The following is a 23,395-nucleotide window of genomic DNA, read 5'->3' as shown; positions in this document are numbered from 1 at the left end:
TGCCGACGCACACGTTTGCGTCACTATACAGAAAAAAGGGCCGGATTGCTCCAGCCCTGTTTATTACTTACCGAATGCGGCCTGGAATACGGCAACCAGCGCGTCGTTCTGCGACTGGGTCAGCGTATGACCTTTCGGGTCGATGAACTGCAGGCTGCTGCGGTTATCAAGGTCGCCGACCTGCAGCTTGTAGTCACCTGAAACCAGCTGCGGATCGTGGGCACCCAGCTCCTGCCAGCTGCTGTCAGACAGCGGCTTGTAGGTCAGCGCCATGCTGCCCTGAGAGCGCGTGCTGTCGGTCACCTTCATGCCCGCTTTTTCCAGCGCGCCAGGCAGACGCTGCCACACGAGGTTAAACGGCGCGCGGACAACCAGCATCGGCAGACCGGTATCGTCGGCAGCGCTCTGCACGTCGAAGGTCGCGCCGGCGTTTTTCTGCGCCGCGTTCTGCGCGCTGGTGGCGTTCATGTCCAGACCTTCGGAAATGACGTTCAGCATAGAGGTGCTGTAGCGCTGCAGCGATGCCGGATCGGATACCGGTTTCCCGGCCTGCTCGAGGTTAACCAGCTTCACCACCACCGCCTGCTGATAGCCCTGCGGTTTAACTGAGATTTGATAGCGACCACGGTACTGCTGGTCTTCATCGAGGCGATTCCACTCCACCCAGTCGGTGTTCAGCGTCTGGCTGGCATCGTCACGTTTGGTGATGACGTAGTTTTTTGACTGCAGGATGCTGGTGACCTGCGCCCACAGCGAACCGCTGCGGCCGTTCTCCACCATCAGCGTCGAAGTGTCACCATTAAACTGAGTGCGTGCGCCGTTTACCAGGGCCAAAGGCTGGGCCGGTGGACGAATGTCCAGAGCTTTACCTACCGCGCCGGTGCTGGTCGCAACCGGAATATTATAATCGCCAACCTGAACCGGCAGGATCATCCCCGCAGGCGCGTGAAGCTCGCTAAGCGGCGTAGCTTGCAGGTAAACCTCGTCACCGCCAACCTGACGCTTGTAGCGCGAATCCGAACTACAGGCCGCAAGAAGCAGGACCAATGAAACACCCGCAACCTTCGCCAGGCGCGACTTCTGTACTGAGTAAGCCATCAAATCTCCCTAAACTTTACAGCAAACCGGCATGCTTCAGCGCTGCGGTTACCGCCTTCTTACCGTCTTCGGTAATCGGCGTCATCGGCAGGCGCAGCGTATCGGTCGCCACAAGACCCAACGCCTTGCATGCCCATTTCACAGGGATAGGGTTGGGTTCGACAAATAATTTTGTATGCAATGGCATCAGACGCTGGTTAATCGCCCGCGCTTCGGCAAATTGACCGGCCAGAGCCAGTCGGCACATATCCGCCATTTCACGAGCCGCAGCGTTTGCGGTAACGGAAATCACGCCATGACCGCCCAGCTGCATAAAGTCCATTCCGGTGGCATCATCGCCGCTCAGCAGAATAAAGTCGTCTGAAACCAGCTCTTTGATCTGATGAACGCGACTTAAGTTCCCCGTCGCTTCCTTAATACCGATAATATTTTTTACTTCCGCCAGACGACCGACGGTTTCCGGCAGCATATCGCAACCGGTACGGGACGGCACATTATACAGGATTTGCGGCAGGTCGGTGTGTTCTGCGATGGCTTTAAAGTGTTGGAACAGGCCTTCCTGGGTCGGACGGTTGTAATAAGGGGTTACCGTCAGACAGCCAACGATGCCGCTGTCGTTGAAGCGCTGGGTCAGGCTGATCGCCTCTGCGGTTGCATTTGCACCGGTGCCTGCAATAACGGGGATACGCCCGTCGGCCAGCTCAAGCGTCATCATCACAACGTCGCCATGCTCTTCATGGCTCAACGTCGCGGACTCACCGGTAGTCCCTACCGAAACGATCGCCGAGGTTCCGCTGGCGACATGGTAATCAATCAGTTTTTTCAGGCTTGTCCGGCAGACGTTACCGTTTTCATCCATCGGCGTGACAAGCGCTACAATACTTCCCGTGAACATGGGCCATCCTCAGAGCAGAAGTGCAACAAGATTCTCAATGTTACGTTTGGTGCCGTAATAAAAGCAAGAGACCCGATGCCTTCAGGGATGTTGTATGCCGGTTTTTTTTATGCTTTCCTAATGTTACCTCACCTTTTTAAAGGAAGAACAGGTTTGACCGCCTCATTACAACACTATCTGGTTATTACCGCTTTGGGCGCTGACCGTCCCGGCATCGTGAATACGATCACCCGCCACGTCAGCAGCTGCGGCTGTAATATCGAAGACAGCCGGCTGGCCATGCTCGGTGACGAATTTACGTTTATCATGCTGCTTTCTGGTACGTGGAACGCGATTAACCTGATTGAATCGACTCTACCGCTGAAAGGTGCCGAGCTGGATCTGCTGATCGTGATGAAACGGACGACCGCTCGCCCGCCTCAGGCCATGCCAAATACGGTCTGGGTCCAGGTTGAGGTACCGGACTCGCCGCATATTATCGAGCGCTTCACCGCCCTGTTTGACGCGTGGAATATGAATATCGCCGAGCTGGTTTCTCGTACCCAGATCGGCAGTGATGACGATTCAGCCCAACTGTTCATCCAGATAACGGCGCACAGTCCCGCTACGCAAAATGCATCAAATATCGAACAAGCGTTCAAAGCCCTATGTACAGAACTCAATGCACAAGGCAGTATTAACATCGTTAATTATTCACAGCATGATGAACAGGATGGAGTTTGAGTAATGAATCCACTGAAAGCCGGTGATATTGCACCGAAATTTAGCTTACCAGACCAGGACGGCGAGGAAGTAAATTTGACCGACTTCCAGGGACAGCGTGTTCTGGTTTATTTTTACCCGAAAGCCATGACCCCGGGTTGTACCGTCCAGGCCTGCGGCCTGCGCGATAATATGGATGACTTAAAAAAAGCGGGCGTTGAGGTACTGGGCATCAGTACGGATAAACCAGAAAAACTCTCCCGTTTCGCCGAAAAAGAGCTGCTGAACTTCACGCTGCTGTCTGATGAAAACCATCAGGTCTGCGAGCAGTTTGGTATCTGGGGCGAAAAATCGTTTATGGGGAAAACCTACGACGGTATTCACCGTATTAGTTTCCTGATTGATACAGATGGCAAAGTTGAACACGTGTTTGATAACTTCAAAACCAGCAATCACCACGACGTGGTGCTGAACTGGCTGAAAGAAAACGGCTAACGTTTTATCGAACGCAGGACGCCGGAGCATTTCACCGCCCCGGCGTCCGTTTTAGCCCCTGGTTCGTCAAGCCGTCGCGCTATTTATCCTCTTCAACCACCAGTCCGTCCGGCCAGGCGTGCACCACCGCCTTGATTAACGTCGCCAGCGGGATAGCAAAGAATACGCCCCAGAATCCCCACAGCCCGCCAAAGATAACCACCGACAGAATAATCACCAGCGGATGCAGGTTAACCGCTTCCGAGAACAGCACCGGCACCAGCAGGTTACCGTCCAGCCCTTGAATAATCAGGTATACCGCAAACAGGCTCCAGAACTCGGTGCCCGCGCCGAACTGAAACAGCGCCACGCCCACCACCGGAATGGTGACCACAAAGGCGCCAATGTAGGGGATCAGCACCGAGAAGCCGACCAGCACCGCCAGCAGCAGCGAATAGTTGAGCCCGAAGAGGATAAAGCCGATCCACGTCGCCACGCCGACGACGATCATCTCCAGCACCTTACCGCGAATGTAGTTGGTGATTTGCTGATTCATCTCCTTCCACACCTGCCCTGCCAGCCCGCGGTTACGCGGCAGCACGCGGCGTACGGCGTTGAGCATCTGCTCTTTGTCTTTCAGCAGGAAGAAAACCATCAGCGGCACCAGCACCAGATAGACCGCCAGCGTCAACAGGCCCACCAGCGAGGCCAGGGAGTACTTCACCACCGAATCGCCGACGGTCAGCATGCGGTTGCGCATATTGTCCGCCATCGCGTCGATGATCCCGGCGTCCATCAGCGCCGGATAGCGACGCGGCACGGTGGCGGCAAAATCGGAGAGCTTATTCAGCATGCCCGGCATATCGCGGATCAGATAGATACCCTGCTGCCAGGCGACGGGCATCACCACGAAGGCCATCAGCAGCAAAATACCGACAAACAGTATCAGAACGAACGACGTCGCCCAGGTACGAGACAGCCCCACGCGCTCAAGCCGGACGGTCGGCCACTCCAGCAGATAGGCCAGCACGATAGCCACCAGCAGCGGCGCCAGCAGACCGCTGAAAAAGAACATAATGCCGAACCCAGCCAGCAAAATAACCAGCAGCGCTATCGCCTCCGGATCGCTGAATCGACGGCGGTACCACTGTATTAACATCTCAAGCATAAACCCTTCCCTGAAGCGCAAAACCGCAACAACCCGAGGAAGTGTATCTAAATGTCACAAAAAAGACTTCGCTTTTTATTAGCAAAACCACAAACATGACCTCCCGCAGCAAGATCATATTTTCAACGGCGTCAACGACAGCTAAACTCGCAGGACGCGCGGAAATGGAACATTACGCCGCCCTACCGGTCAAACTGGCACACCCACATACACAGGACAGAGGTTATGTTCAGGCAGTTAAAGAAAACGCTGGTGGCAACCGTGATAGCGTCGCTGACGCTGGGTTCGATTTTACCTGCTTTTGCTGACTCCGCAGATACCCTGCCGGATATGGGGACCTCTGCAGGAAGCACGCTTTCCATCGGTCAGGAAATGCAGATGGGGGATTACTACGTTCGCCAGCTCCGCGGCAGCGCTCCGCTGATCAACGACCCGCTGCTGGTGCAGTACATTAACGGATTAGGTATGCGCCTGGTTGCGCACGCCAACTCGGTGCGAACGCCCTTCCACTTCTACCTGATTAACAACGACCAGATTAACGCCTTCGCCTTCTTTGGCGGCAACGTCGTGCTGCACTCGGCCCTGTTCCGCTACTCGGATACGGAGAGCGAGCTGGCGTCGGTCATGGCGCACGAAATTTCGCACGTCACCCAGCGCCACCTCGCGCGCGCAATGGAAGACCAAAAGCGCAACGCCCCGCTGACCTGGGTCGGCGCGCTGGGCTCGATTCTGCTGGCGATGGCCAGCCCGCAGGCCGGTATGGCCGCGCTCACCGGCACGCTGGCCGGCACCCAGCAGGGATTAATCAGCTTTACCCGCCAGAATGAAGAAGAGGCCGACCGCATCGGGATTCAGGTGCTGCAGCGCTCCGGGTTCGATCCGCAGGCCATGCCGGCGTTTATGAGCAAGCTGCTTGACCAGTCGCGCTACTCCACCCGGCCGCCGGAAATGCTGCTCACCCACCCGCTGCCGGAAAGCCGCCTGTCCGACGCCCGCAACCGCGCGAATCAGATGCGTCCGGTGGTGGTGCAATCGTCGGCCGATTTTTATATGGCCAAGGCGCGAACGCTGGGAATGTATAACAACGGAGACAACAAGCTCGGCGACGATTTGCTGAACGCATGGGCGAAAGGCAATATCCGCGAGCAGCACGCCGCGCAGTACGGTCGCGCCCTGCTGGCGATGGGCAGCAATAGCTACGATCTGGCGCGTAAAACCCTGCAGCCCCTGCTGAGCGCCGATCCGCAAAATGCCTGGTATCTCGATCTGGCAACCGATATTGACCTTGGCCAGAAGAAAACGGCCGATGCGATTAACCGCCTGAAAAACGCCCGCGAAATCCGCACCAACCCGGTACTGCAGCTGAACCTCGCCAACGCTTACCTGCAGGGCGGGCAGCCGGCAGAGGCGGCGAATATCCTTAACCGCTACACCTTCAATAATAAAGACGATGGCAACGGCTGGGACCTGCTGGCGCAGGCGGAAGCGGCCCTCGGCAATCGCGATCAGGAGCTGGCGGCCCGTGCGGAAGGTATGGCGCTGGTCGGCCAGCTTGCACAGTCTATTTCGCTGCTCAGCAGCGCCAGTTCACAGGTGAAGTTGGGCAGCCTGCAGCAGGCCCGCTACGATGCGCGCATCGATCAGCTGCGCCAGCTGCAGGAACGCTTCCGCCCATATCAAAAAATGTAAGGAGACCCCATGTCTGACGCGGTAAAAATCTACCATAACCCTCGCTGCTCCAAGAGCCGCGACACCCTGAGCCTGCTGAAGGCTAACGGTATCGACCCTGAGGTGGTGCTCTATCTGGAGACGCCGCCGGATGCGGCGACGCTGCGCCAGCTGCTGAAAATGCTGGGTATGGTGAGCGCCCGCGAGCTGATGCGCCAGAAGGAAGATCTGTATAAGTCACTGGAACTTGCCGATCCTCAGCTCAGCGAAGATGCGCTGATTCAGGCGATGGTCGACAACCCGAAGCTGATTGAACGCCCTATCGTCGTCAGCCACGGCGAGGCGCGGATCGGCCGACCGCCGGAGCAGGTGCTGGATATCGTGAATTAAGCAGGATGCGCCATCGTCATGATGGCGCCGATCCCAACGGCTCGCTAGAGCTTGAGGATCTCTTTAACGAAGGGAATGGTCAGCTTGCGTTGGGCGGTAATAGAAGCGCGATCGAGCTGATCGAGCGTCATAAACAGCGAGCGCATTTCGCGATCGAGGCGCTTGAGCAGGAAGCGGCAGACGTCTTCCGGCATCTCAAACCCGCGCAGCCGCGCGCGCAGCTGCAGCGCCTGCAGCTTGTCTTCATCGGATAACGGCTGCAGCTTATAGATTTGTCCCCAGTCGAGGCGCGATGCCAAATCCGCGAGGCCAAGATTGAGCTGGCGCGGAGGGCTATCGCCGGTGATCAGCAGGCGGGTTTTACCCGACTCCAGGATGCGGTTGTAAAGGTTGAAGATCGCCATCTCCCACGGCTCGTCGCCGGCCGCGCATTCGATATTATCGATACAAACCAGAGAAAGCTGTTCCATCCCCTCCAGCACTTCCGGAACAAACCACGTACGCTTATCCAGCGGCACGTAGCCCACCGCATCGCCGCGCTGGGAAAGCTCCGCACAGGCGGCATGTAGCAGGTGACTGCGCCCCGCGCCTTCACGCGACCAGATATAGATGTACCCGCTATGCTCCTGCCGCAGAACGTTCTGTAAGGCAGCGAGAAGAGAAGGATTACCACCCGGCCAAAAACTCGCAAAAGTTTCATCGTCAGGAAGGTACAGTGGCAAGGAGAGCTGTGCCGGTGCGTTCAGATGGACCTCATCATAGACTGACAGAAAAACGCGGAGAGTTTATCACGAAGTCTGCCGTGAGAGAACCGGGCGGGATCGCCGCCCGGCAGGAGGATCAGCGTTTTGCCTCGGCGTCATCAGCCGCATCAGCCGCGTTCAGAACCACCTCTTCCGGACGCAGGACGCTAATTAATTTGAAGATCAGGCTAAGGGCAACGCCAACGATCGTGGCCAGCGCCATGCCTTTGAGCTCCGCCGCACCGATGTGCACCTTCGCGCCGCTGACGCCAATGATCAAAATCACCGAGGTCAGAATAAGGTTCTGCGCCTTGTTGTAATCGACCTTAGATTCAATCAGCACGCGGATACCCGATGCGCCGATCACCCCGTACAGCAGCAGCGATACGCCGCCCATTACCGGCAGCGGAATGATCTGGATCGCCGCCGCCAGCTTGCCGACGCAGGAGAGCAGAATGGCGATAATCGCCGCCCCGCCGATAACCCAGGTACTGTAGACGCGGGTAATCGCCATCACGCCGATGTTTTCACCGTAGGTGGTATTGGGCGTCGAGCCAAAGAAGCCGGAGATCATCGTCGACAGGCCGTTGGCAAACATCGAGCGGTGCAGGCCGGGATCGCGAATCAGATCCTTTTTAACAATATTCGCCGTCACCACCAGATGCCCGACGTGTTCGGCAATCACCACCAGCGCGGCGGGCAGAATGGTGAAAATCGCAAACCACTCAAAGCGCGGGGTGTAGAAGGTCGGCAGCGCAAACCAGTGCGCCTCGGCGATGGGAGTAGTATCGACAACGCCCATCACGAAGGAGAGCGCGTAGCCCACCAGCACGCCGATAAGAATCGGGATGATGGCCATGAAACCGCGGAACAGCACCGAACCGAAGACCGTCACCGCCAGCGTCACCATCGAGATAATAATGGTTTTGCTATCGGGAGACTGCCCGTCAGCGGGCAGCAGGCCGGCCATATTCGCCGCGACGCCGGCCAGCTCAAGGCCGATAACCGCGACGATAGCCCCCATGGCCGCCGGCGGGAACATCACGTCCAGCCAGCCGGTGCCGGCCTTTTTAACAATAAAGGAGACGATGCAGAACAGCACGCCGCACATGATAAAGCCGCCCAGCGCGACCTCATAGCCCAGCGGCAGCAGCAGCAAAACCGGGGAGATAAACGCAAAGCTCGACCCCAGATAGGCCGGGATTTTGCCCTTACAGATAAACAGGTACAGCAGCGTGCCGATACCGTTAAACAGCAGAACGGTAGCCGGGTTGATGTGAAACAGGACTGGCACCAACACCGTTGCGCCAAACATAGCGAACAGATGTTGCAAACTTAGCGGGATTGTCTGTAAAAGCGGCGGTCTTTCACTCACCCCGATTGCGCGGCGCGTCATAGTGTTTTCCTCTGAGTGTCGTTATTAGTTGCTGTTGGCGTATTTTATTCAAAAAAAAGCCGACTCTTAAAGTCGGCTTCTTATTAATGCTGCAATTATTTGGTACCAAAAATCTTATCGCCGGCGTCGCCGAGCCCGGGAATAATATATCCGTGCTCGTTGAGGCCCTGGTCAATGGACGCGGTGTACATCTCGACGTCCGGGTGCGCTTTCTCCAGCGCGGCAATCCCTTCCGGAGCGGCAACCAGCACCAGCACCTTGATGCTTGAGCAGCCCGCTTTTTTCAGCAGGTCGATAGTGGCGATCATCGAACCGCCGGTTGCCAGCATCGGGTCAACCACCAGCGCCATACGTTCGTCGATATTGGAGACCAGCTTCTGGAAGTAAGGTACCGGCTCGAGGGTTTCTTCATCACGGTAGATGCCAACGACGCTGATGCGCGCGCTCGGGACGTGTTCCAGAACGCCTTCCATCATGCCGAGGCCGGCGCGCAGAATAGGCACGACGGTAATTTTCTTACCTTTGATCTGCTCAACTTCAACCGGGCCATTCCAGCCTTCGATGGTGACCCTTTCGGTCGCCAGGTCGGCGGTGGCTTCATAAGTTAGTAAGCTACCAACCTCTGAGGCGAGTTCACGGAAGCGTTTGGTGCTGATGTCGTGCTCGCGCATCAGGCCCAGCTTGTGTTTGACGAGTGGGTGTTTCACTTCCACAATCTTCATTCTCTTTCTCCTCTGAGGGGCAGCCACAAAAAAAATCGCGGGATTATACCGCTTTTTCCCATTTGCGCCATAGCCGATATGTTTGACCGGGATCAACCAAAATGCTTTGCGCTGCCTGAGCCAGTATAAATCAAAATAAAAAAACCCCGCGCAGGCGGGGTTTCACGGGGCTTTCGGGCGGTTTAGAGGGTTTCGCCGTTACTGCCGATAACCTGCTGATACCATGCAAAAGATTTCTTGCGGCTGCGGGCCAGGGTGCCGTTCCCTTCGTTGTCTTTATCGACGTAGATAAAGCCGTAACGCTTTTTCATCTCGCCGGTTCCGGCAGAGACGAGGTCGATACAGCCCCACGGGGTATAGCCCATCAGGTCAACGCCGTCTTCCACCACCGCTTTTTTCATTTCGGCGATATGGGCGGAGAGATAGTCGATGCGGTACTGGTCGTCTACCGTGCCGTCAGCTTCGCGCACGTCGATAGCGCCAAAGCCGTTTTCAACAATAAACAGCGGCAGCTGGTAATGATCCCAGAACCAGTTCAGGGAGTAGCGCAGCCCAACCGGGTCAATCTGCCAGCCCCAGTCCGATTTCTGCACGTACGGGTTGGAGACCAGGCTTTTCGTCTCATCATAATCCAGCTGCGGATTATCTTCGGTGGCCTTGGTGGCGAACGACATATAGTAGCTGAAGCCAATATAGTCGACGCAGCCTTCGCTCAACGCCACGCGATCTTCGTCGGTGATATCCAGCGCAAAGTCGCGGCGCTCGAAGTAGTTAAGCAGGTGCTGAGGGTACTTACCGCGCACGTGAACGTCGGTGAACCAGTAGCGGCGGTGCATGGCGTTCATCGCCATCATCATATCGTCAGGCGCGCAGGAGAGCGGGTAAATGGGGCACATCGCAATCATGCAGCCGACCTGCAGCGCCGGGTTAATCTCCCGCGCGGCTTTCACCGCCAGGGCGCTGGCAACCAGCTCGTAGTGCGCGGCCTGATACATCACCGGCTCGCGATCCTCACCCGGCAGGAACTTCAGCCCCGAGTTGGTGAACGGCGCAAAGTCTTCGTGGAAGTTTGCCTGGTTGTTGATCTCGTTAAAGGTCATCCAGTACTTCACCTTATGCTGATAGCGCTTAAACACCACCTGCGCAAAGCGCACGAAGAAATCAATCAGCTTACGGTTACGCCAGCCGCCGTATTCGCGCACGAGGTGATAAGGCATCTCGAAGTGGGAGAGCGTAATAACCGGCTCAATCCCGTGCTTCAGGCACTCGTCGAACAGATCGTCATAGAACTGCAGCCCGGCTTCATTCGGCTCCTGCTCGTCGCCCAGCGGGAAAATACGCGTCCAGGCAATAGAGGTACGGAAGCATTTGAAGCCCATTTCCGCAAACAGCTGAATGTCATCTTTATAGCGATGATAAAAATCAATCGCCTCATGGTTAGGGTAATTTTTACCCGCCACCACGCCGTCGGTAATTTCACGCGCCACGCCGTGGGCGCCTGCGGTCATCACGTCGGCAACGCTCGCGCCCTTGCCGCCCTCCTGCCAACCACCTTCCAGCTGATGCGCCGCAACCGCGCCGCCCCACAGAAAACCTTCTTTAAATCCAGACATGTTCTCTTCCTTATGAGCGATCGCCAGTCGGCGACCGGTATTGCTGATTGAAATGGTAAACGGCGCCAATCAGCCCGGCGTCGTTGCCGTGGCTAACGGTGTCGATATAGTCTGCAATGCCAAACCAGGCCAGATGTTCACGCAGCAGCGGCAAAAAGCCCGGACGTTCCACGATGCCGCCGCCGATGAGGATAGTCTGCGGATCGAACACGTTGACGAGGTTATAAAGGCCGGTGCCAAGGCCGTTAAAGAATTCGGCCACCAGCCGATGACAGGTCGCATCGCCCCTGTCGTAACGATCGAATATCTCTTCCCCGGTCACCTCTTCCAGCGTTTTCCCGAAATGCGCGGCGTAGCGCTGGCGCAAGACGCGCAGGGTACAGTTCTCATTCATTGAGTAGCGACGAACGTCGCGGGTGCCCGGGCGCTGGGTCTGCATATAGCCAAATTCGCCGGCGCGAAAGCTCGCGCCGTGCACCAGCCGGTCATTACAGAAGATAGCCCCGCCGATTCCGGTGCCAATCGTCAGAACCAGAAAATCACTTATATTGGCGGCTTTGCCCTGCCAGCGCTCGGCCAGCAGCACGCAGTTAGCGTCGTTTTCAATGGCGACGGGAAGTCGGGTACGTTGTTCAAGCCAGGTTTTGATAGCAAAATTATCGAATCTGCGGATAGCGCCGCCCATTTCGATATAGCCGGTGTGCGGATTAACGTAGCCGGGCGCGCTGATCGCCACCCCTTCACACTCCGGGTGCGCGGCAATCCACGCCAGCATGGCCTGCAAAATTTGCTCGCCGTCGCTGTCGCGAACAGGCTGTTTTCCCTTCTCCAGCAGCTCGCCGGTGCTGGTCATCGTGCCCATTTTTAGCGCCGTGCCACCAATATCAAATGCGGCAATTACCATCCTTCCCCCCTCCTGAATCCTCTTGATACCGTCGTTCGGCTCGCTTAAATAAAAAGAGAAACCGGTTTCAGTGGCATGATGATCATTCTGGCGCGCCGAGGCAAGCACAAGAATGTACCCGGTTTCATTTTCGTGAACAGTATCAAATTTGTCCATCTCACCGCCGTTTAACGCCGACTGTAAAGCAGGCTCGCAAACGTTTGCTATCCCTGTTAGAATTGCGCCGATTTTTCTTGCTACCGCAAATGTGTGGAGACTTCGCAGTGACCGATAAAACCTCTCTCAGCTATAAAGATGCCGGCGTAGATATTGATGCAGGCAACGCGCTCGTCGACCGTATTAAGGGTGTGGTGAAGAAAACCCGCCGCCCGGAAGTGATGGGTGGACTGGGCGGATTCGGCGCACTGTGCGCATTGCCGCAGAAATACCGCGAGCCGGTACTGGTCTCCGGCACTGACGGCGTCGGCACCAAGCTGCGTCTGGCAATGGACCTCAAGCGTCACGACACTATCGGTATCGACCTGGTGGCCATGTGCGTAAACGACCTTGTGGTTCAGGGCGCTGAGCCGCTCTTCTTCCTCGACTACTATGCGACCGGCAAACTGGACGTCGACACGGCGGCCAGCGTCATCAGCGGGATCGCCGAAGGCTGCCTGCAATCAGGCTGCGCGCTGGTTGGCGGCGAAACCGCAGAAATGCCCGGCATGTACCATGGCGATGATTATGACGTCGCGGGCTTCTGCGTCGGGGTTGTAGAAAAATCAGAAATTATCGACGGCAGCAAAGTTGCCGACGGCGACGTGCTGATCGCACTGGGCTCCAGCGGCCCGCACTCCAACGGCTACTCGCTGGTGCGTAAAATTATTGAAGTCAGCGGCGTCGACCCGCAGACCACCGACCTGAACGGTGCGTCACTGGCCGACCATCTGCTGGCGCCGACCCGCATCTACGTAAAATCGGTGCTGGACCTGATCGCTAACGTTGAAGTTCACGCGATTGCTCACCTGACCGGCGGCGGCTTCTGGGAAAATATCCCGCGCGTACTGCCGGATAACACCCAGGCAGCGATCGACGAGTCCTCCTGGCAGTGGCCGGAAGTCTTCAAATGGCTGCAAACTGCCGGCAACGTCAGCAGCCACGAAATGTATCGGACCTTCAACTGCGGCGTCGGCATGGTCATCGCGCTGCCGCCGGAAGCCGTCGATAGCGCCCTCGCTCTGCTGAACGAAAAAGGTGAAAACGCGTGGAAAATAGGCTATATCAAAGCCTCTGATTCCGAACAGCGTGTGGTCATTGAATGAAAAACATCGTGGTGCTGATTTCCGGTAGCGGCAGTAACCTGCAGGCAATGATTGACGCCTGCGCGCGGAAACAGATCGGCGGCACCCTGCGAGCGGTATTTAGCAACAAGGCCGATGCTTTCGGCCTTGAACGCGCGCGTGAGGCCGGTATTCCGACCCATGCGCTCACCGCCAGCCAGTTCGCCAATCGTGAAGCGTTCGATCGCGAGCTGATGCACGAGATCGACGCCTACGCGCCGGATGTGGTGGTGCTTGCGGGCTACATGCGCATTCTGAGTCCGGCATTTGTTGCCCACTATCAGGGGCGGCTGCTGAATATCCACCCTTCCCTGCTGCCTAAATATCCCGGGCTGCATACCCATCGCCAGGTGCTGGAAAACGGCGATGAGGAGCACGGAACCTCGGTGCATTTCGTCACCGATGAGCTGGACGGCGGCCCGGTTATTCTGCAGGCCAAAGTCCCGGTTTTCGCCGGCGATAGCGAAGATGACGTTACCGCCCGCGTGCAGGCTCAGGAACACGCCATTTACCCGCTCGTCGTCAGCTGGTTTGTTGACGGTCGTCTGCGCATGGAGGGCGGTCAGGCCTGGCTTGACGATGCGCCTCTGCCGCCGCAGGGATATGCGGCAGAAGAGTAATAGATAGCGCCTCTCACATCCGTCAGAGGCGTTTTTTTTTGCCCCCGCGGCCACCGCTTAGCTGCGCCAGAAGACCGGGCGACGGATGCCTTTTGGCGTCCGGCGTACGGCAGCAAGCATCAGAATCAGCGTTTTTTGCACACAGAATGAGCAAAGGAAAGCGACCGCCTTTTCTTCGCAGCGCGTTGAAAGAAAACTGTCATACTTCTTTGACATAGTTGGACATTCAATGGCAAAGCTCGCCATAATGAAAAAGCAACATCAATCAACCGGAGTGTGAGTTGTAATGGGCCAGGAAAAGCTATACATCGAGAAAGAACTCAGCTGGTTATCCTTTAATGAACGCGTACTTCAGGAAGCGGCAGATAAGAGCAACCCGCTGATTGAGCGCATGCGTTTTTTGGGCATTTACTCCAACAACCTCGATGAATTTTATAAAGTGCGCTTCGCTGAACTTAAGCGCCGCATCATCATCAGTGAAGAACAAGGTAGTACCGCCCATTCTCGCCACTTATTAGGTAAAATCCAGGCCCGGGTGCTGAAGGCCGACCAGGAGTTTGACAGCCTCTACAATGAGCTGCTGCTGGAGATGGCGCGCAATCAGATCTTCCTGATTAACGAACGCCAGCTGTCGGTCAACCAGCAGTCCTGGCTGCGCAACTACTTTAAGCAGTACCTGCGCCAGCATATCACCCCTATTTTGATTAACCGCGAAACGGACCTGATCCAGTTTTTGAAAGATGATTACACCTATCTGGCGGTGGAAATCATTCGCGGCGAAACCGTTAACTACGCCCTGCTGGAAATTCCGTCAGATAAGGTTCCGCGCTTTGTTAACCTGCCGCCGGAAGCCCCGCGTCGCCGTAAGCCGATGATCCTGCTTGATAACATTCTGCGCTACTGCCTGGATGATATTTTTAAAGGCTTCTTCGATTACGATACGCTGAACGCCTATTCGATGAAGATGACCCGCGACGCCGAGTACGATCTGGTGCACGAGATGGAATCGAGCCTGATGGAGCTGATGTCCTCCAGCCTGAAGCAGCGCCTCACCGCCGAACCGGTACGCTTCGTTTACCAGCGCGATATGCCGGACGCGATGGTCGAAATGCTGCGGGCAATGTTCTCGATTTCGCGCTATGACTCAATGCTGCCGGGCGGCCGCTACCACAACTTTAAAGACTTTATCGGCTTCCCGAACGTCGGCAAAGCTAACCTGGTCAATAAACCGCTGCCGCGTCTGCGCCACACCTGGTTTGATAAGTTCCGCAACGGGTTCGACGCTATTCGCGAACGCGACGTGCTGCTCTACTACCCGTACCACACCTTTGAGCACGTGCTGGAGCTGCTGCGCCAGGCCTCCTTCGACCCCAGCGTGCTGGCGATAAAAATCAATATTTACCGCGTCGCCAAAGACTCGCGGATCATTGACTCCATGATCCACGCCGCCCACAACGGTAAAAAAGTCACCGTGGTGGTCGAGCTGCAGGCGCGTTTTGACGAAGAGGCCAACATTCATTGGGCGAAGCGCCTGACCGAGGCCGGCGTGCACGTTATCTTCTCCGCCCCTGGGCTGAAGATCCACGCCAAGCTGTTCCTGATTTCGCGTAAAGAGGGCGACGAGGTTGTGCGCTACGCCCATATCGGCACCGGTAACTTCAATGAAAAAACCGCGCGCCTGTATACCGACTACTCCCTGATCACCGCGGATGCGCGAATTACCAATGAAGTTCGTCGCGTGTTCAACTTTATCGAAAACCCATACCGTCCGGTTAGCTTTGACTATCTGCTGGTGTCGCCGCAGAACTCGCGCCGCCTGCTGTATGAGATGATCGATCGCGAAATTGCTAACGCCCAGAACGGCCAGCCTTCCGGGATCACCCTTAAGCTGAACAACCTGGTCGATAAGGGCCTGGTTGACCGCCTCTACGCGGCCTCCAGCTCCGGCGTTGCCGTTAACCTGCTAATCCGCGGCATGTGCTCCCTGATCCCAGGACTTGAGGGGATTAGCGACAACATTCGCGTTACCAGCATCGTCGACCGCTTCCTTGAGCACGACCGCGTCTATGTCTTTGAAAACGGTGGCGATAAGCAGGTCTGGCTCTCTTCCGCTGACTGGATGACGCGCAATATCGACTACCGTATCGAAGTCGCCGCGCCGCTGCTGGACCCGCGTCTGAAACAGCGGGTGCTGGATATTTTTGACATCTTGTTCAACGACACGGTGAAAGCACGCTATCTTGATAAAGAACTAAGTAATAGCTACGTGCCGCGCGGCAACCGCCGTAAAGTTCGCGCTCAGATGGCGATCTATGACTATCTCAAATCACTCGAACAGCCCGATTAACCTATGCCTATAAACGAAAAAACCCCTCGGCCCCAGGAGTTTGCTGCGGTCGACCTTGGTTCAAACAGTTTTCATATGGTGATCGCCCGTGTCGTCGACGGGGCAATGCAGATCATCGGTCGCCTTAAACAGCGGGTTCATCTGGCCGATGGTCTGGATGAAAACTCAGTGCTCAGCGAAGAGGCGATTGCGCGCGGGCTTAGCTGCCTGTCGCTGTTTGCCGAACGCCTGCAGGGCTTTGCGCCCGCCAGCGTCTGCATCGTCGGGACGCATACGCTACGCCAGGCGACGAACGCGGCCGAGTTTCTCAAGCGCGCGGAGCAGGTTATCCCCTATCCGATTGAGATAATCTCCGGTAATGAAGAGGCGCGCCTGATTTTTATGGGCGTCGAGCATACTCAGCCCGAGCGTGGCCGCAAGCTGGTGATTGATATCGGCGGCGGCTCAACCGAGCTGGTCATCGGCGAAGATTTCGAGCCGCGTCTGGTCGAAAGCCGCAGAATGGGCTGCGTCAGCTTCTCGCAGATTTACTTCCCTGGCGGCATTATCAACAAAGAGAATTTCCAGCGCGCGCGCCTGTCGGCGGTGCAAAAGCTGGAAACGCTGGCATGGCAGTTCCGCATCCAGGGCTGGACCGTGGCGCTGGGCGCTTCCGGGACCATTAAGGCCGCTCAGGAAGTGCTGATCGCTATGGGCGAGAAGGACGGCTTTATCACGCCTGAACGCCTTGAAATGCTGGTCGCCGAGCTGCTGAAGTATAAAAACTTCGACTCGCTTAGCCTGCCGGGCCTCTCTGAAGAGCGCAAGGCGGTATTTGCTCCGGGGCTGGCTATTCTGTGCGGCGTGTTCGATGCGCTAGCCATCAAAGAGCTGCGCCTGTCGGACGGGGCGCTGCGCGAAGGCGTGCTGTACGAGATGGAGGGGCGTTTCCGCCATCAGGATATCCGCAGCCGCACCGCGCAAAGCCTGGCCAACCAGTACAATATCGACCGCGAACAGGCGCGTCGGGTGCTGGAGACCACCACCCATATCTTTGAGCAGTGGCAGGATCAGAACCCTAAGCTGGATAACCCGAACCTCTCGGCGCTGCTGAAATGGGCGGTCATGCTGCACGAAGTGGGGCTGAATATTAACCATAGCGGTATGCATCGCCACTCCGCGTATATTCTGCAGAACAGCGATTTGCCGGGTTTCAATCAGGAGCAGCAGATGCTGATGGCCACGCTGGTGCGCTATCATCGTAAGGCCATTAAGCTCGACGATTTGCCGCGCTTTACGCTGTTTAAGAAAAAGCAGTTCCTGCCGCTTATTCAGCTCTTACGCCTCGGCATTCTGCTGAACAACCAGCGCCAGGCGACGACAACGCCGCCGACGCTGACGCTGAAGACCGAAGCCAACCACTGGACGCTGGTGTTCCCGCACGACTGGTTTAGCCAAAATGCGCTGGTGCTGCTCGATCTGGAAAAAGAGCAGCAGTACTGGGAAGGCGTGCCTGACTGGCTGCTGAAAATTGCCGAAGAAGAGCCTGATAGCTAGCAGGCCGGCCGGGCGCTCTGCGTCCGGCCACTTTTCAGCAGTCAAGCCGTCGCCGGTGCGGCCACGTTAGCCAGCGTCTCCAGCGGCACGGGCTCGCCAATCTCATACCCCTGCATATAGTCGATACCCAGCGACATCACCGCCTGACGAATCTCCGCCGTTTCAACGTACTCCGCCACCACCTGCATATTCTTCATCCGCGCCAGATGGCAAATCGAGGCCACCACCTGATAGTCGAGGCTGCTGGTGACCAGATTACGAATAAAGCTGCCGTCAATTTTCAGCAGGTCGACGTTGAGGCTTTTCAGCCGCGCGTAGCTGGCATAGCCGGTACCAAAATCATCGATCGCCACGCGGCAGCCCAGCGCCTGTAAATGGGTCAGCGTTTGTCGCGCCTGCTGCGGATTGGTCAACGAGTGATTTTCGGTCAGCTCGAATATCAGCTGCCAGGGCTCAACCCCGTAGCGCGCCAGCCGCTGCTCCACCTCCTGCGGGAACTGGCTGCGGCTCACCGACACCGGCGACAGATTCACCGCCAGCCGCAGGCCCGGAAGAGTGTGCCGATGCTGGTTCATAAAGGAGAGCGTATTTTCCAGCACCCACAGATCGATCCGCGAAGCGAGGCCAAACTCGTGGGCTACCGGGAGGAAGCTATCCGGATTGATGATTTCGCCATTCTCGCCCACCATCCTCAGCAGCACTTCATGGTAGCTATCGCCGCGGATCCCGACTATCGGCTGCGCCATCAGGCGAAAGCGGTCCAGCTCCAGCGCCTGCAGGATCAGGTTCATCATCGCCACCTTATCCTTTAGCCCATGCTGGACGTGGGTTGCGCCCCGCCGCTGCATATTTTCCGGGTGGCCGCTGGTTAGCGACATATCGGCAATGGTATTCAGCTCGCCTAAGAGCAAATACAGATGCTTCACCGGCGAGCGCACGCTGCAGTAGCTCAGGCCCACCGCGGGCTGCAGCGGCATCCCGTCCCAGACAAAGCGAAACTGCTTCAGGTGCTTATCCAGCGCGTCGATTCGCGCCTTGTGATCGTCGCAGTTCATACGGATAACCAGGTCGTGGCCCGAGAGGTGGTGAACGGCCTCATTCGGCTGCAGCAAGGCGCTAAGGTGTTCCGCCAGATTTTGCTTGTACTGAATGCGCAGCATCACCCCATAGTGCCGTCCCAGCAGCTCCAGCTCAGGGATGCGCAAAAAGCACAGCACCGACCACGGCGAGCTTTCGAGGGCCCGGCTTAGGGCGCGTAAATTCGGCATATGCACCACCGGGTCGAGAAACGCCATTCGCCGCACGCGCGCGTGGATCAGCCGCTGCTGCGTCGCCAGCATGGCCATATAGGCAATAATAAATGAGGACACCAGGTAGCTGGATGAGGTGATAGCCAGCTGATTATTGTAGCCCATCGACAACGGCAAATAGCGGTAATGAAAATGGATAATAAGAATTAATACCGGCGTCCAGACCATCGCGATAAAGCGATAGCCAAAGCGCATCGCTCCCCACAGCATCACCGGCATAAGTAATGATAATGTATAATTTGTGCTAAATATCGTACTGGTATTACTCAAGGGTATTAATAATAGTACTAATAACATTAACAGCGTGAGCGCCCAGAAAACAAACTCCATCCGCTTTATTTTGGGGTCAATTTGCAGGCGAATTTGCGAAATAAATCCGCGTATATGTAATGGATTACGAATAATGCGCAGCAGGAAATAGCACAGCGGTACGCCGGTTAAACACCCGACCATTAGCGCCTGGAAAGTGATTAGCGATCGTAAACTAAAGGGGTCAATGCCGATCAGGCCCGTGGCGCGAGGATGCAGGCCAAGGTATTCGGCAAACTGGGAAAGCACGAGGAATATCGCCGACGGCAGCAGCATTTGCCAGAACAGCCTCTGCGGCATCAGGCCAACGTTACCGTGCGAGATCTGCTGCCTGCGCGGGACAAAAATACGGTAGCCGCCCCAGCACAATACCACCGGGATCAGAAAGTGGAAGATAACGCCGACCGCCTCTTCCGGAGCCATATCACGGGCCACCGTGCACCACAGCCCGATGATAATGCCGGGCAGCGCGTCCCAGCCAAAAAACAGCATCAGGCTCAAGACCAGCGCCAGCGGTAAATAGTAAAGAGACACTTCATTACCGTTCAGCTCAGCGTAGGTATTTGTCCATCTCGCCAGGGGAAGTAAGAGTGTGGGTAACACCAGCGGCAGCGCCCACCACTTGTCCCGATATTGTCTGTACAGATTAATTATGCTCATAGATGCTCTACGGATAACCCAAACTCCAGCAGGGTATATTCAGGCAGGCATCCAACCCAACCATCTCAACCGCGTAGGGAATAATGACGCGGAACTGGCTGGAGATTCTAGTTACCAACGAAAACAGACTGTTGATATAAATCAAGAAATCATTTAGCTAATATTAATAAAGCTTATTTTTTTGCCAATGGCCGCTGGAAAAAGAAACCATGTAAATGCAATGATTATGTTATATAACATTAAGTAATGCTTTGGCTAAGGCACTTTTACATCCTCATCAATTGACCCCGCCCCTTTCCTGTGCCTTAATACGCCTAACGCCCATGTTATGGGTATACTTTAAGGAACCTTTTGTGAGTCAGGCACCCAGTATGCGTAAACGACATCGATTTAACCGTCGCATGACCCGTATCGTACTGCTTATCAGCTTTATCTTTTTCTTTGGACGTTTCGTCTACTCCTCTATCGGTGCCTGGTACCATCATCAGGACAAAAAAGAGTCGCAGCAAACCACCGCTCCGGTTGTCACGCCGACCCGAGAATAGCCTCGCCGTCACCAGCCGTTCGCCGTATCCGATGTCCGTTCAGCTTCCGAGTTGCCGCAGCAGGCGCAACATTTCGGCGATCCCTTTACTGAGGATTTTATCCTGACGCATCACCACGCCAAGCCGGCGATGAAGGTATGGCGTCAACGAGTGAACGCTTAGCCCGCGACGATCCTCGGCGTCGTCCACCGCCATACGCGGCACAATACTGTAGCCCAGCCCGGCGCGCACCATACGCTTGATCGCCTCGATACTCCCCAGCTGCATCACCGGCGCAATCGTCAGGCCTGCGGCATGAAACCAGCCGTCAATCAGCGCCCGGGTGCCGCTTCCTGCCTCAAAGGCAATCAGAGGCAGAGCCTGCAGAACGTCCGGCGTAAGCCGCGGCGGCGGCAGGCCGTCGCTGGCAAAAATAAACACAAACTCCTCATCGAGAATCGGGGTGACCGCCAGGCAACGCCCGTTCGCCGGCAGCGTCACCAGCCCAAGATCGAGCCGATTTTCTTCCACCGCCCGGACAATATCGAGCGTATTGCCGGTGGTCACGCCCACCGTCAACAGCGGGTGGCCCTCGCGCAGCTGCTGCAGGACCGGGGGTAAAAGATGAATACAGGCCGTCGCCCCGGTACCGAGGGCAATCGCACCGCTGACCTCATGGCTAAACTCGCCGACCGACCGCAGCGCCGCACTGACCGCCTGCTCGATATGTTCGCCGTGGGCCAGCAGCGCCAGGCCGGCCGCCGTCGCCTTCACGCCTCGCCCGGTGCGCTCTACCAGCCGGGTCTGGAGAAACTGCTCCAGCTGGCGCACCTGCAGGCTGACGGCCGGTTGCGATAGCCCCAGCACGTCGGCGGCGGCGGAAAAGCTCCCCCGCTGCACCACCAGCCGGAAGGTCGCCAGGTTTGCCAGATTCAGCGTCATCATCGCAAAGTTTCTCTTATAAGGGTCATAAACGGACGGGTCTGCCAGCACAATAGCCTGCGGGATATGCTGTCGACAACCGTATCACTGAACAGAAGACCATGAAAGCAATCGCAAAATCGCCCTCAGCCCCCTCCCTGCTCACCTTTGCCGCCGGATGCAGCCAGCTAATCAACTGGGGCATTTCCTTTTATATGCCCGGCACCTTCGCCCGGGCCATCGCCCGGGATACCGGCTGGTCCGCGGCGCAAATCTATCTCGGCCTGACCTTTGCGATGCTGATGATGGCGATGGTCTCGCCCTTCGTTGCCCGCCTGCTGGCCCGCCTCGGCGGCCAGCGCGTGGTGATGTCCGGGACGCTGATAATCGCCAGCGGATGCTTAATAATGGCGAACGCCCATACTCTGCCGGTCTGGTTTAGCGCCTGGCTGCTGACCGGCGTCGGTATGCGCCTGGCGCTATATGACGCGCTGTTCGCCGCGCTGGTCAACCTTTACGGACAAGTTGCAAGAGTGGCTATCTCGCGGGTGACGCTGGCGGGTGGCCTGGCCTCCGCCGTTTTCTGGCCGCTTGGCGCCTGGCTGCTGACGACGATCGGCTGGCGTCACGCGCTGCTGGTCTACGCGCTGTTCGGCGTGCTCAGCGCGCTGCTGCTGTGCAAAATGCCGAATATCCGGCTGCCGAGGCCGCCGCAGCGCAAAGCGCGCCCGCCGGCCTCGCGCCACGACCGACGCGTTGGCCTGCTGTATGCGGCGCTGATCGCGCTGGTGACCTTTGTCTCTAACGGAACCTCGACCCATCTGCCCGAGTTTATCGCCAGCTACGGCCTGCCGGTGGCGGCAGGCATGCTGTGGGGAGTCGGACAAACCGGCGCCCGCTTTCTGGAAGTGGCTTCCGGCTCCGCATTAACGCCGCTAAAGCTCACGCTGCTCACGACCCTGCTGATGCCGCTGTGCTTTGCGCTCGGCCTGAGCGGCCCCAATTTCGCATGGGCCGCCGCCGGGTTTGTGTTGGGATATGGCGCGATTAATGGCTTAACCACGGTCTTCAAGGCCACGCTGCCGCTGCAGCTGTTTGCCGCGCAGGATTACGCCCGGCGCACCGGAGTTTTGCTGATCCCCGCCCAGCTGCTGGCGGCCGCCTCGCCGTTTGCCTACGCCTGGCTTAACCAGCGCCTGGGCATCGAGGGAGGTTTAGCGGTGTCTGCGCTGCTCGCGCTGGTCGTCACCGCGCTGACGCTGGCGATTGCCCGGCACCAGCGTCAGTTCCCGCCGGAGACGGTGAGCGACCGCGTCTGAATCAGGCCGTGAAGCCACCGTTGACGTCAATAACCGAGCCGGTGATGAAACCAGCATCCGGCCCGGCGAGGAAAGCAATCGTCGCGGCGACCTCCGCAACGGTCGCGTAGCGCTGAATAGCGTGAGATGCCATCACCACCGGCGGCAGGTTATCCCGCGCGCCGGCCGCCATGTCGGTGTCCATGATGCCCGCCTGCACCACGTTGACGGTGATATTACGCGCCCCCAGATCGCGCGCCGCGCCCTTGCTGTAGCCCACAATCGCCGCTTTACTGGCGGCATAATCGGTGGTGCCGGGGAAACCTATGCGCGTGCCAAGGCCGGAGCCGACCGAAATAATCCTCCCGCCGTCCGGCAGAACCCGCACCGCCGCACGGATGTTGGCGATGACGCCCACCGTATTAATAACCCACTGTCGATCCATCGCCGCGTTGTCAATATCGGGAGCATCGATCGTTTTTCCCTGCCACGCGACGGCCGCATTATTGACGAGAATATCGAGTTGACCAAGCTTCTCCACGACCTCACGCACCAGGGGTTCCGCGGCGGACGACTCCCCCTGATCGGCCCGGATAGCAACGGCGCGTACGCCTTTCGCGATGAGTTTTTCCACGACGGCATGCGCCTTGTCGGCGGAAGCAACGTAGGTGATGGCGATATCCGCCCCCTGATCGGCCAGAACGTCAGCGATCGCCGCGCCGAGACCGCGCGAACCGCCGGTGATGAGCGCGACTTTTCCTGCAAGTTTTTTATTCAT

21 protein-coding genes are annotated in these 23,395 nt (G+C 57.2%); 10 read left to right on the top strand and 11 right to left on the bottom strand.

Annotated elements, in window-relative coordinates; all coding sequences use genetic code 11:
* Positions 1 to 63: 63 nt before the first annotated feature.
* Together bamC and dapA are read right to left on the bottom strand one after the other, a co-directional pair.
* Positions 64 to 1,098 carry an outer membrane protein assembly factor BamC gene (gene bamC, locus EDF75_RS24695; protein WP_133601212.1) on the bottom strand — a complete coding sequence of 345 codons (1,035 nt, stop codon included), beginning with the start codon at positions 1,096 to 1,098 and terminating at the stop codon, positions 64 to 66.
* Positions 1,099 to 1,114: 16 nt separating this feature from the next.
* Entirely contained in the window at positions 1,115 to 1,993 is an 879-nt protein-coding gene (dapA, locus tag EDF75_RS24690) for a 4-hydroxy-tetrahydrodipicolinate synthase (RefSeq protein WP_041146679.1), read from the bottom strand.
* A gap of 153 nt (positions 1,994 to 2,146) precedes the next feature.
* On the opposite strand from dapA, the gene EDF75_RS24685 reads away from it, so the two are divergent.
* Together EDF75_RS24685 and bcp are read left to right on the top strand one after the other, a co-directional pair.
* On the top strand, positions 2,147 to 2,716 hold the full coding sequence (locus EDF75_RS24685) for a glycine cleavage system transcriptional repressor (RefSeq protein ID WP_045856254.1): 570 nt from the start codon (positions 2,147 to 2,149) through the stop codon (positions 2,714 to 2,716).
* A gap of 3 nt (positions 2,717 to 2,719) precedes the next feature.
* Positions 2,720 to 3,190: a thioredoxin-dependent thiol peroxidase gene (gene bcp / locus EDF75_RS24680; RefSeq protein ID WP_041146681.1), complete on the top strand. Its 471-nt coding sequence runs from the start codon at positions 2,720 to 2,722 to the stop codon at positions 3,188 to 3,190.
* Between the two features lie 79 nt (positions 3,191 to 3,269).
* Here bcp and EDF75_RS24675 read toward each other — a convergent pair whose 3' ends face one another.
* The gene (locus tag EDF75_RS24675) at positions 3,270 to 4,337 is read right to left on the bottom strand and encodes an AI-2E family transporter (RefSeq protein WP_041146682.1); all 1,068 of its coding nucleotides are present in this window, start codon (positions 4,335 to 4,337) and stop codon (positions 3,270 to 3,272) included.
* Positions 4,338 to 4,562: 225 nt separating this feature from the next.
* Between EDF75_RS24675 and bepA the strand changes: the two genes are divergently transcribed.
* Both bepA and arsC read left to right on the top strand, forming a co-directional pair.
* Complete coding sequence (gene bepA / locus EDF75_RS24670) at positions 4,563 to 6,026, top strand: beta-barrel assembly-enhancing protease (protein ID WP_133601211.1); 1,464 nt, start codon at positions 4,563 to 4,565, stop codon at positions 6,024 to 6,026.
* 9 nt (positions 6,027 to 6,035) lie between these two features.
* On the top strand, positions 6,036 to 6,395 hold the full coding sequence (gene arsC, locus EDF75_RS24665) for an arsenate reductase (glutaredoxin) (protein ID WP_041146684.1): 360 nt from the start codon (positions 6,036 to 6,038) through the stop codon (positions 6,393 to 6,395).
* Between the two features lie 44 nt (positions 6,396 to 6,439).
* Here the strand turns inward: arsC and EDF75_RS24660 are convergent, their stop codons facing one another.
* From EDF75_RS24660 to bglK, 5 genes are all read right to left on the bottom strand, one after another.
* Complete coding sequence (locus EDF75_RS24660) at positions 6,440 to 7,141, bottom strand: DnaA inactivator Hda (protein WP_217698328.1); 702 nt, start codon at positions 7,139 to 7,141, stop codon at positions 6,440 to 6,442.
* 94 nt (positions 7,142 to 7,235) lie between these two features.
* Positions 7,236 to 8,534, bottom strand: coding sequence for a uracil permease (gene uraA, locus EDF75_RS24655; RefSeq protein WP_133601210.1), 1,299 nt, complete (start codon positions 8,532 to 8,534; stop codon positions 7,236 to 7,238).
* Between the two features lie 95 nt (positions 8,535 to 8,629).
* Positions 8,630 to 9,256, bottom strand: coding sequence for a uracil phosphoribosyltransferase (upp, locus tag EDF75_RS24650; RefSeq protein WP_041146687.1), 627 nt, complete (start codon positions 9,254 to 9,256; stop codon positions 8,630 to 8,632).
* A gap of 182 nt (positions 9,257 to 9,438) precedes the next feature.
* Positions 9,439 to 10,869 carry a 6-phospho-beta-glucosidase gene (locus tag EDF75_RS24645; protein ID WP_133601209.1) on the bottom strand — a complete coding sequence of 477 codons (1,431 nt, stop codon included), beginning with the start codon at positions 10,867 to 10,869 and terminating at the stop codon, positions 9,439 to 9,441.
* Positions 10,870 to 10,879: 10 nt separating this feature from the next.
* On the bottom strand, positions 10,880 to 11,773 hold the full coding sequence (gene bglK, locus EDF75_RS24640) for a beta-glucoside kinase BglK (RefSeq protein WP_133601208.1): 894 nt from the start codon (positions 11,771 to 11,773) through the stop codon (positions 10,880 to 10,882).
* Between the two features lie 263 nt (positions 11,774 to 12,036).
* Between bglK and purM the strand changes: the two genes are divergently transcribed.
* The 4 genes from purM to ppx all read left to right on the top strand — a co-directional run bounded on the left by purM (position 12,037) and on the right by ppx (position 17,595).
* The gene (purM, locus tag EDF75_RS24635; RefSeq protein WP_133601207.1) at positions 12,037 to 13,074 is read left to right on the top strand and encodes a phosphoribosylformylglycinamidine cyclo-ligase; all 1,038 of its coding nucleotides are present in this window, start codon (positions 12,037 to 12,039) and stop codon (positions 13,072 to 13,074) included.
* On the top strand, positions 13,071 to 13,712 hold the full coding sequence (purN, locus tag EDF75_RS24630) for a phosphoribosylglycinamide formyltransferase (RefSeq protein ID WP_041146691.1): 642 nt from the start codon (positions 13,071 to 13,073) through the stop codon (positions 13,710 to 13,712). The genes purM and purN overlap by 4 nt, the downstream gene beginning before the upstream one ends.
* A 286-nt stretch (positions 13,713 to 13,998) precedes the next feature.
* A complete protein-coding gene (gene ppk1, locus EDF75_RS24625; protein WP_133601206.1) occupies positions 13,999 to 16,059 on the top strand; it encodes a polyphosphate kinase 1 in 2,061 nt (686 codons plus the stop codon).
* Between the two features lie 3 nt (positions 16,060 to 16,062).
* On the top strand, positions 16,063 to 17,595 hold the full coding sequence (gene ppx / locus EDF75_RS24620; protein ID WP_133601205.1) for an exopolyphosphatase: 1,533 nt from the start codon (positions 16,063 to 16,065) through the stop codon (positions 17,593 to 17,595).
* Between the two features lie 41 nt (positions 17,596 to 17,636).
* On the opposite strand, the gene EDF75_RS24615 is transcribed toward ppx, so the two are convergent.
* On the bottom strand, positions 17,637 to 19,874 hold the full coding sequence (locus tag EDF75_RS24615) for an EAL domain-containing protein (RefSeq protein WP_133601204.1): 2,238 nt from the start codon (positions 19,872 to 19,874) through the stop codon (positions 17,637 to 17,639).
* 371 nt (positions 19,875 to 20,245) lie between these two features.
* On the opposite strand from EDF75_RS24615, the gene EDF75_RS24610 reads away from it, so the two are divergent.
* Positions 20,246 to 20,419: a YfgG family protein gene (locus EDF75_RS24610; RefSeq protein ID WP_045856281.1), complete on the top strand. Its 174-nt coding sequence runs from the start codon at positions 20,246 to 20,248 to the stop codon at positions 20,417 to 20,419.
* A gap of 39 nt (positions 20,420 to 20,458) precedes the next feature.
* Here EDF75_RS24610 and EDF75_RS24605 read toward each other — a convergent pair whose 3' ends face one another.
* Positions 20,459 to 21,343, bottom strand: a complete 885-nt coding sequence (locus tag EDF75_RS24605) for a LysR family transcriptional regulator (protein ID WP_133601203.1) — start codon at positions 21,341 to 21,343, stop codon at positions 20,459 to 20,461.
* A gap of 98 nt (positions 21,344 to 21,441) precedes the next feature.
* Between EDF75_RS24605 and EDF75_RS24600 the strand changes: the two genes are divergently transcribed.
* A complete protein-coding gene (locus EDF75_RS24600; protein WP_133601202.1) occupies positions 21,442 to 22,638 on the top strand; it encodes an MFS transporter in 1,197 nt (398 codons plus the stop codon).
* A gap of 1 nt (position 22,639) precedes the next feature.
* On the opposite strand, the gene EDF75_RS24595 is transcribed toward EDF75_RS24600, so the two are convergent.
* Positions 22,640 to 23,395, bottom strand: coding sequence for an SDR family NAD(P)-dependent oxidoreductase (locus tag EDF75_RS24595; protein ID WP_133601201.1), 756 nt, complete (start codon positions 23,393 to 23,395; stop codon positions 22,640 to 22,642).

The sequence above is a fragment of the Klebsiella sp. BIGb0149 genome (assembly GCF_004362605.1).
Lineage (GTDB): Bacteria > Pseudomonadota > Gammaproteobacteria > Enterobacterales > Enterobacteriaceae > Klebsiella > Klebsiella terrigena.
This window is presented reverse-complemented; position numbering and strand designations above follow the sequence as displayed.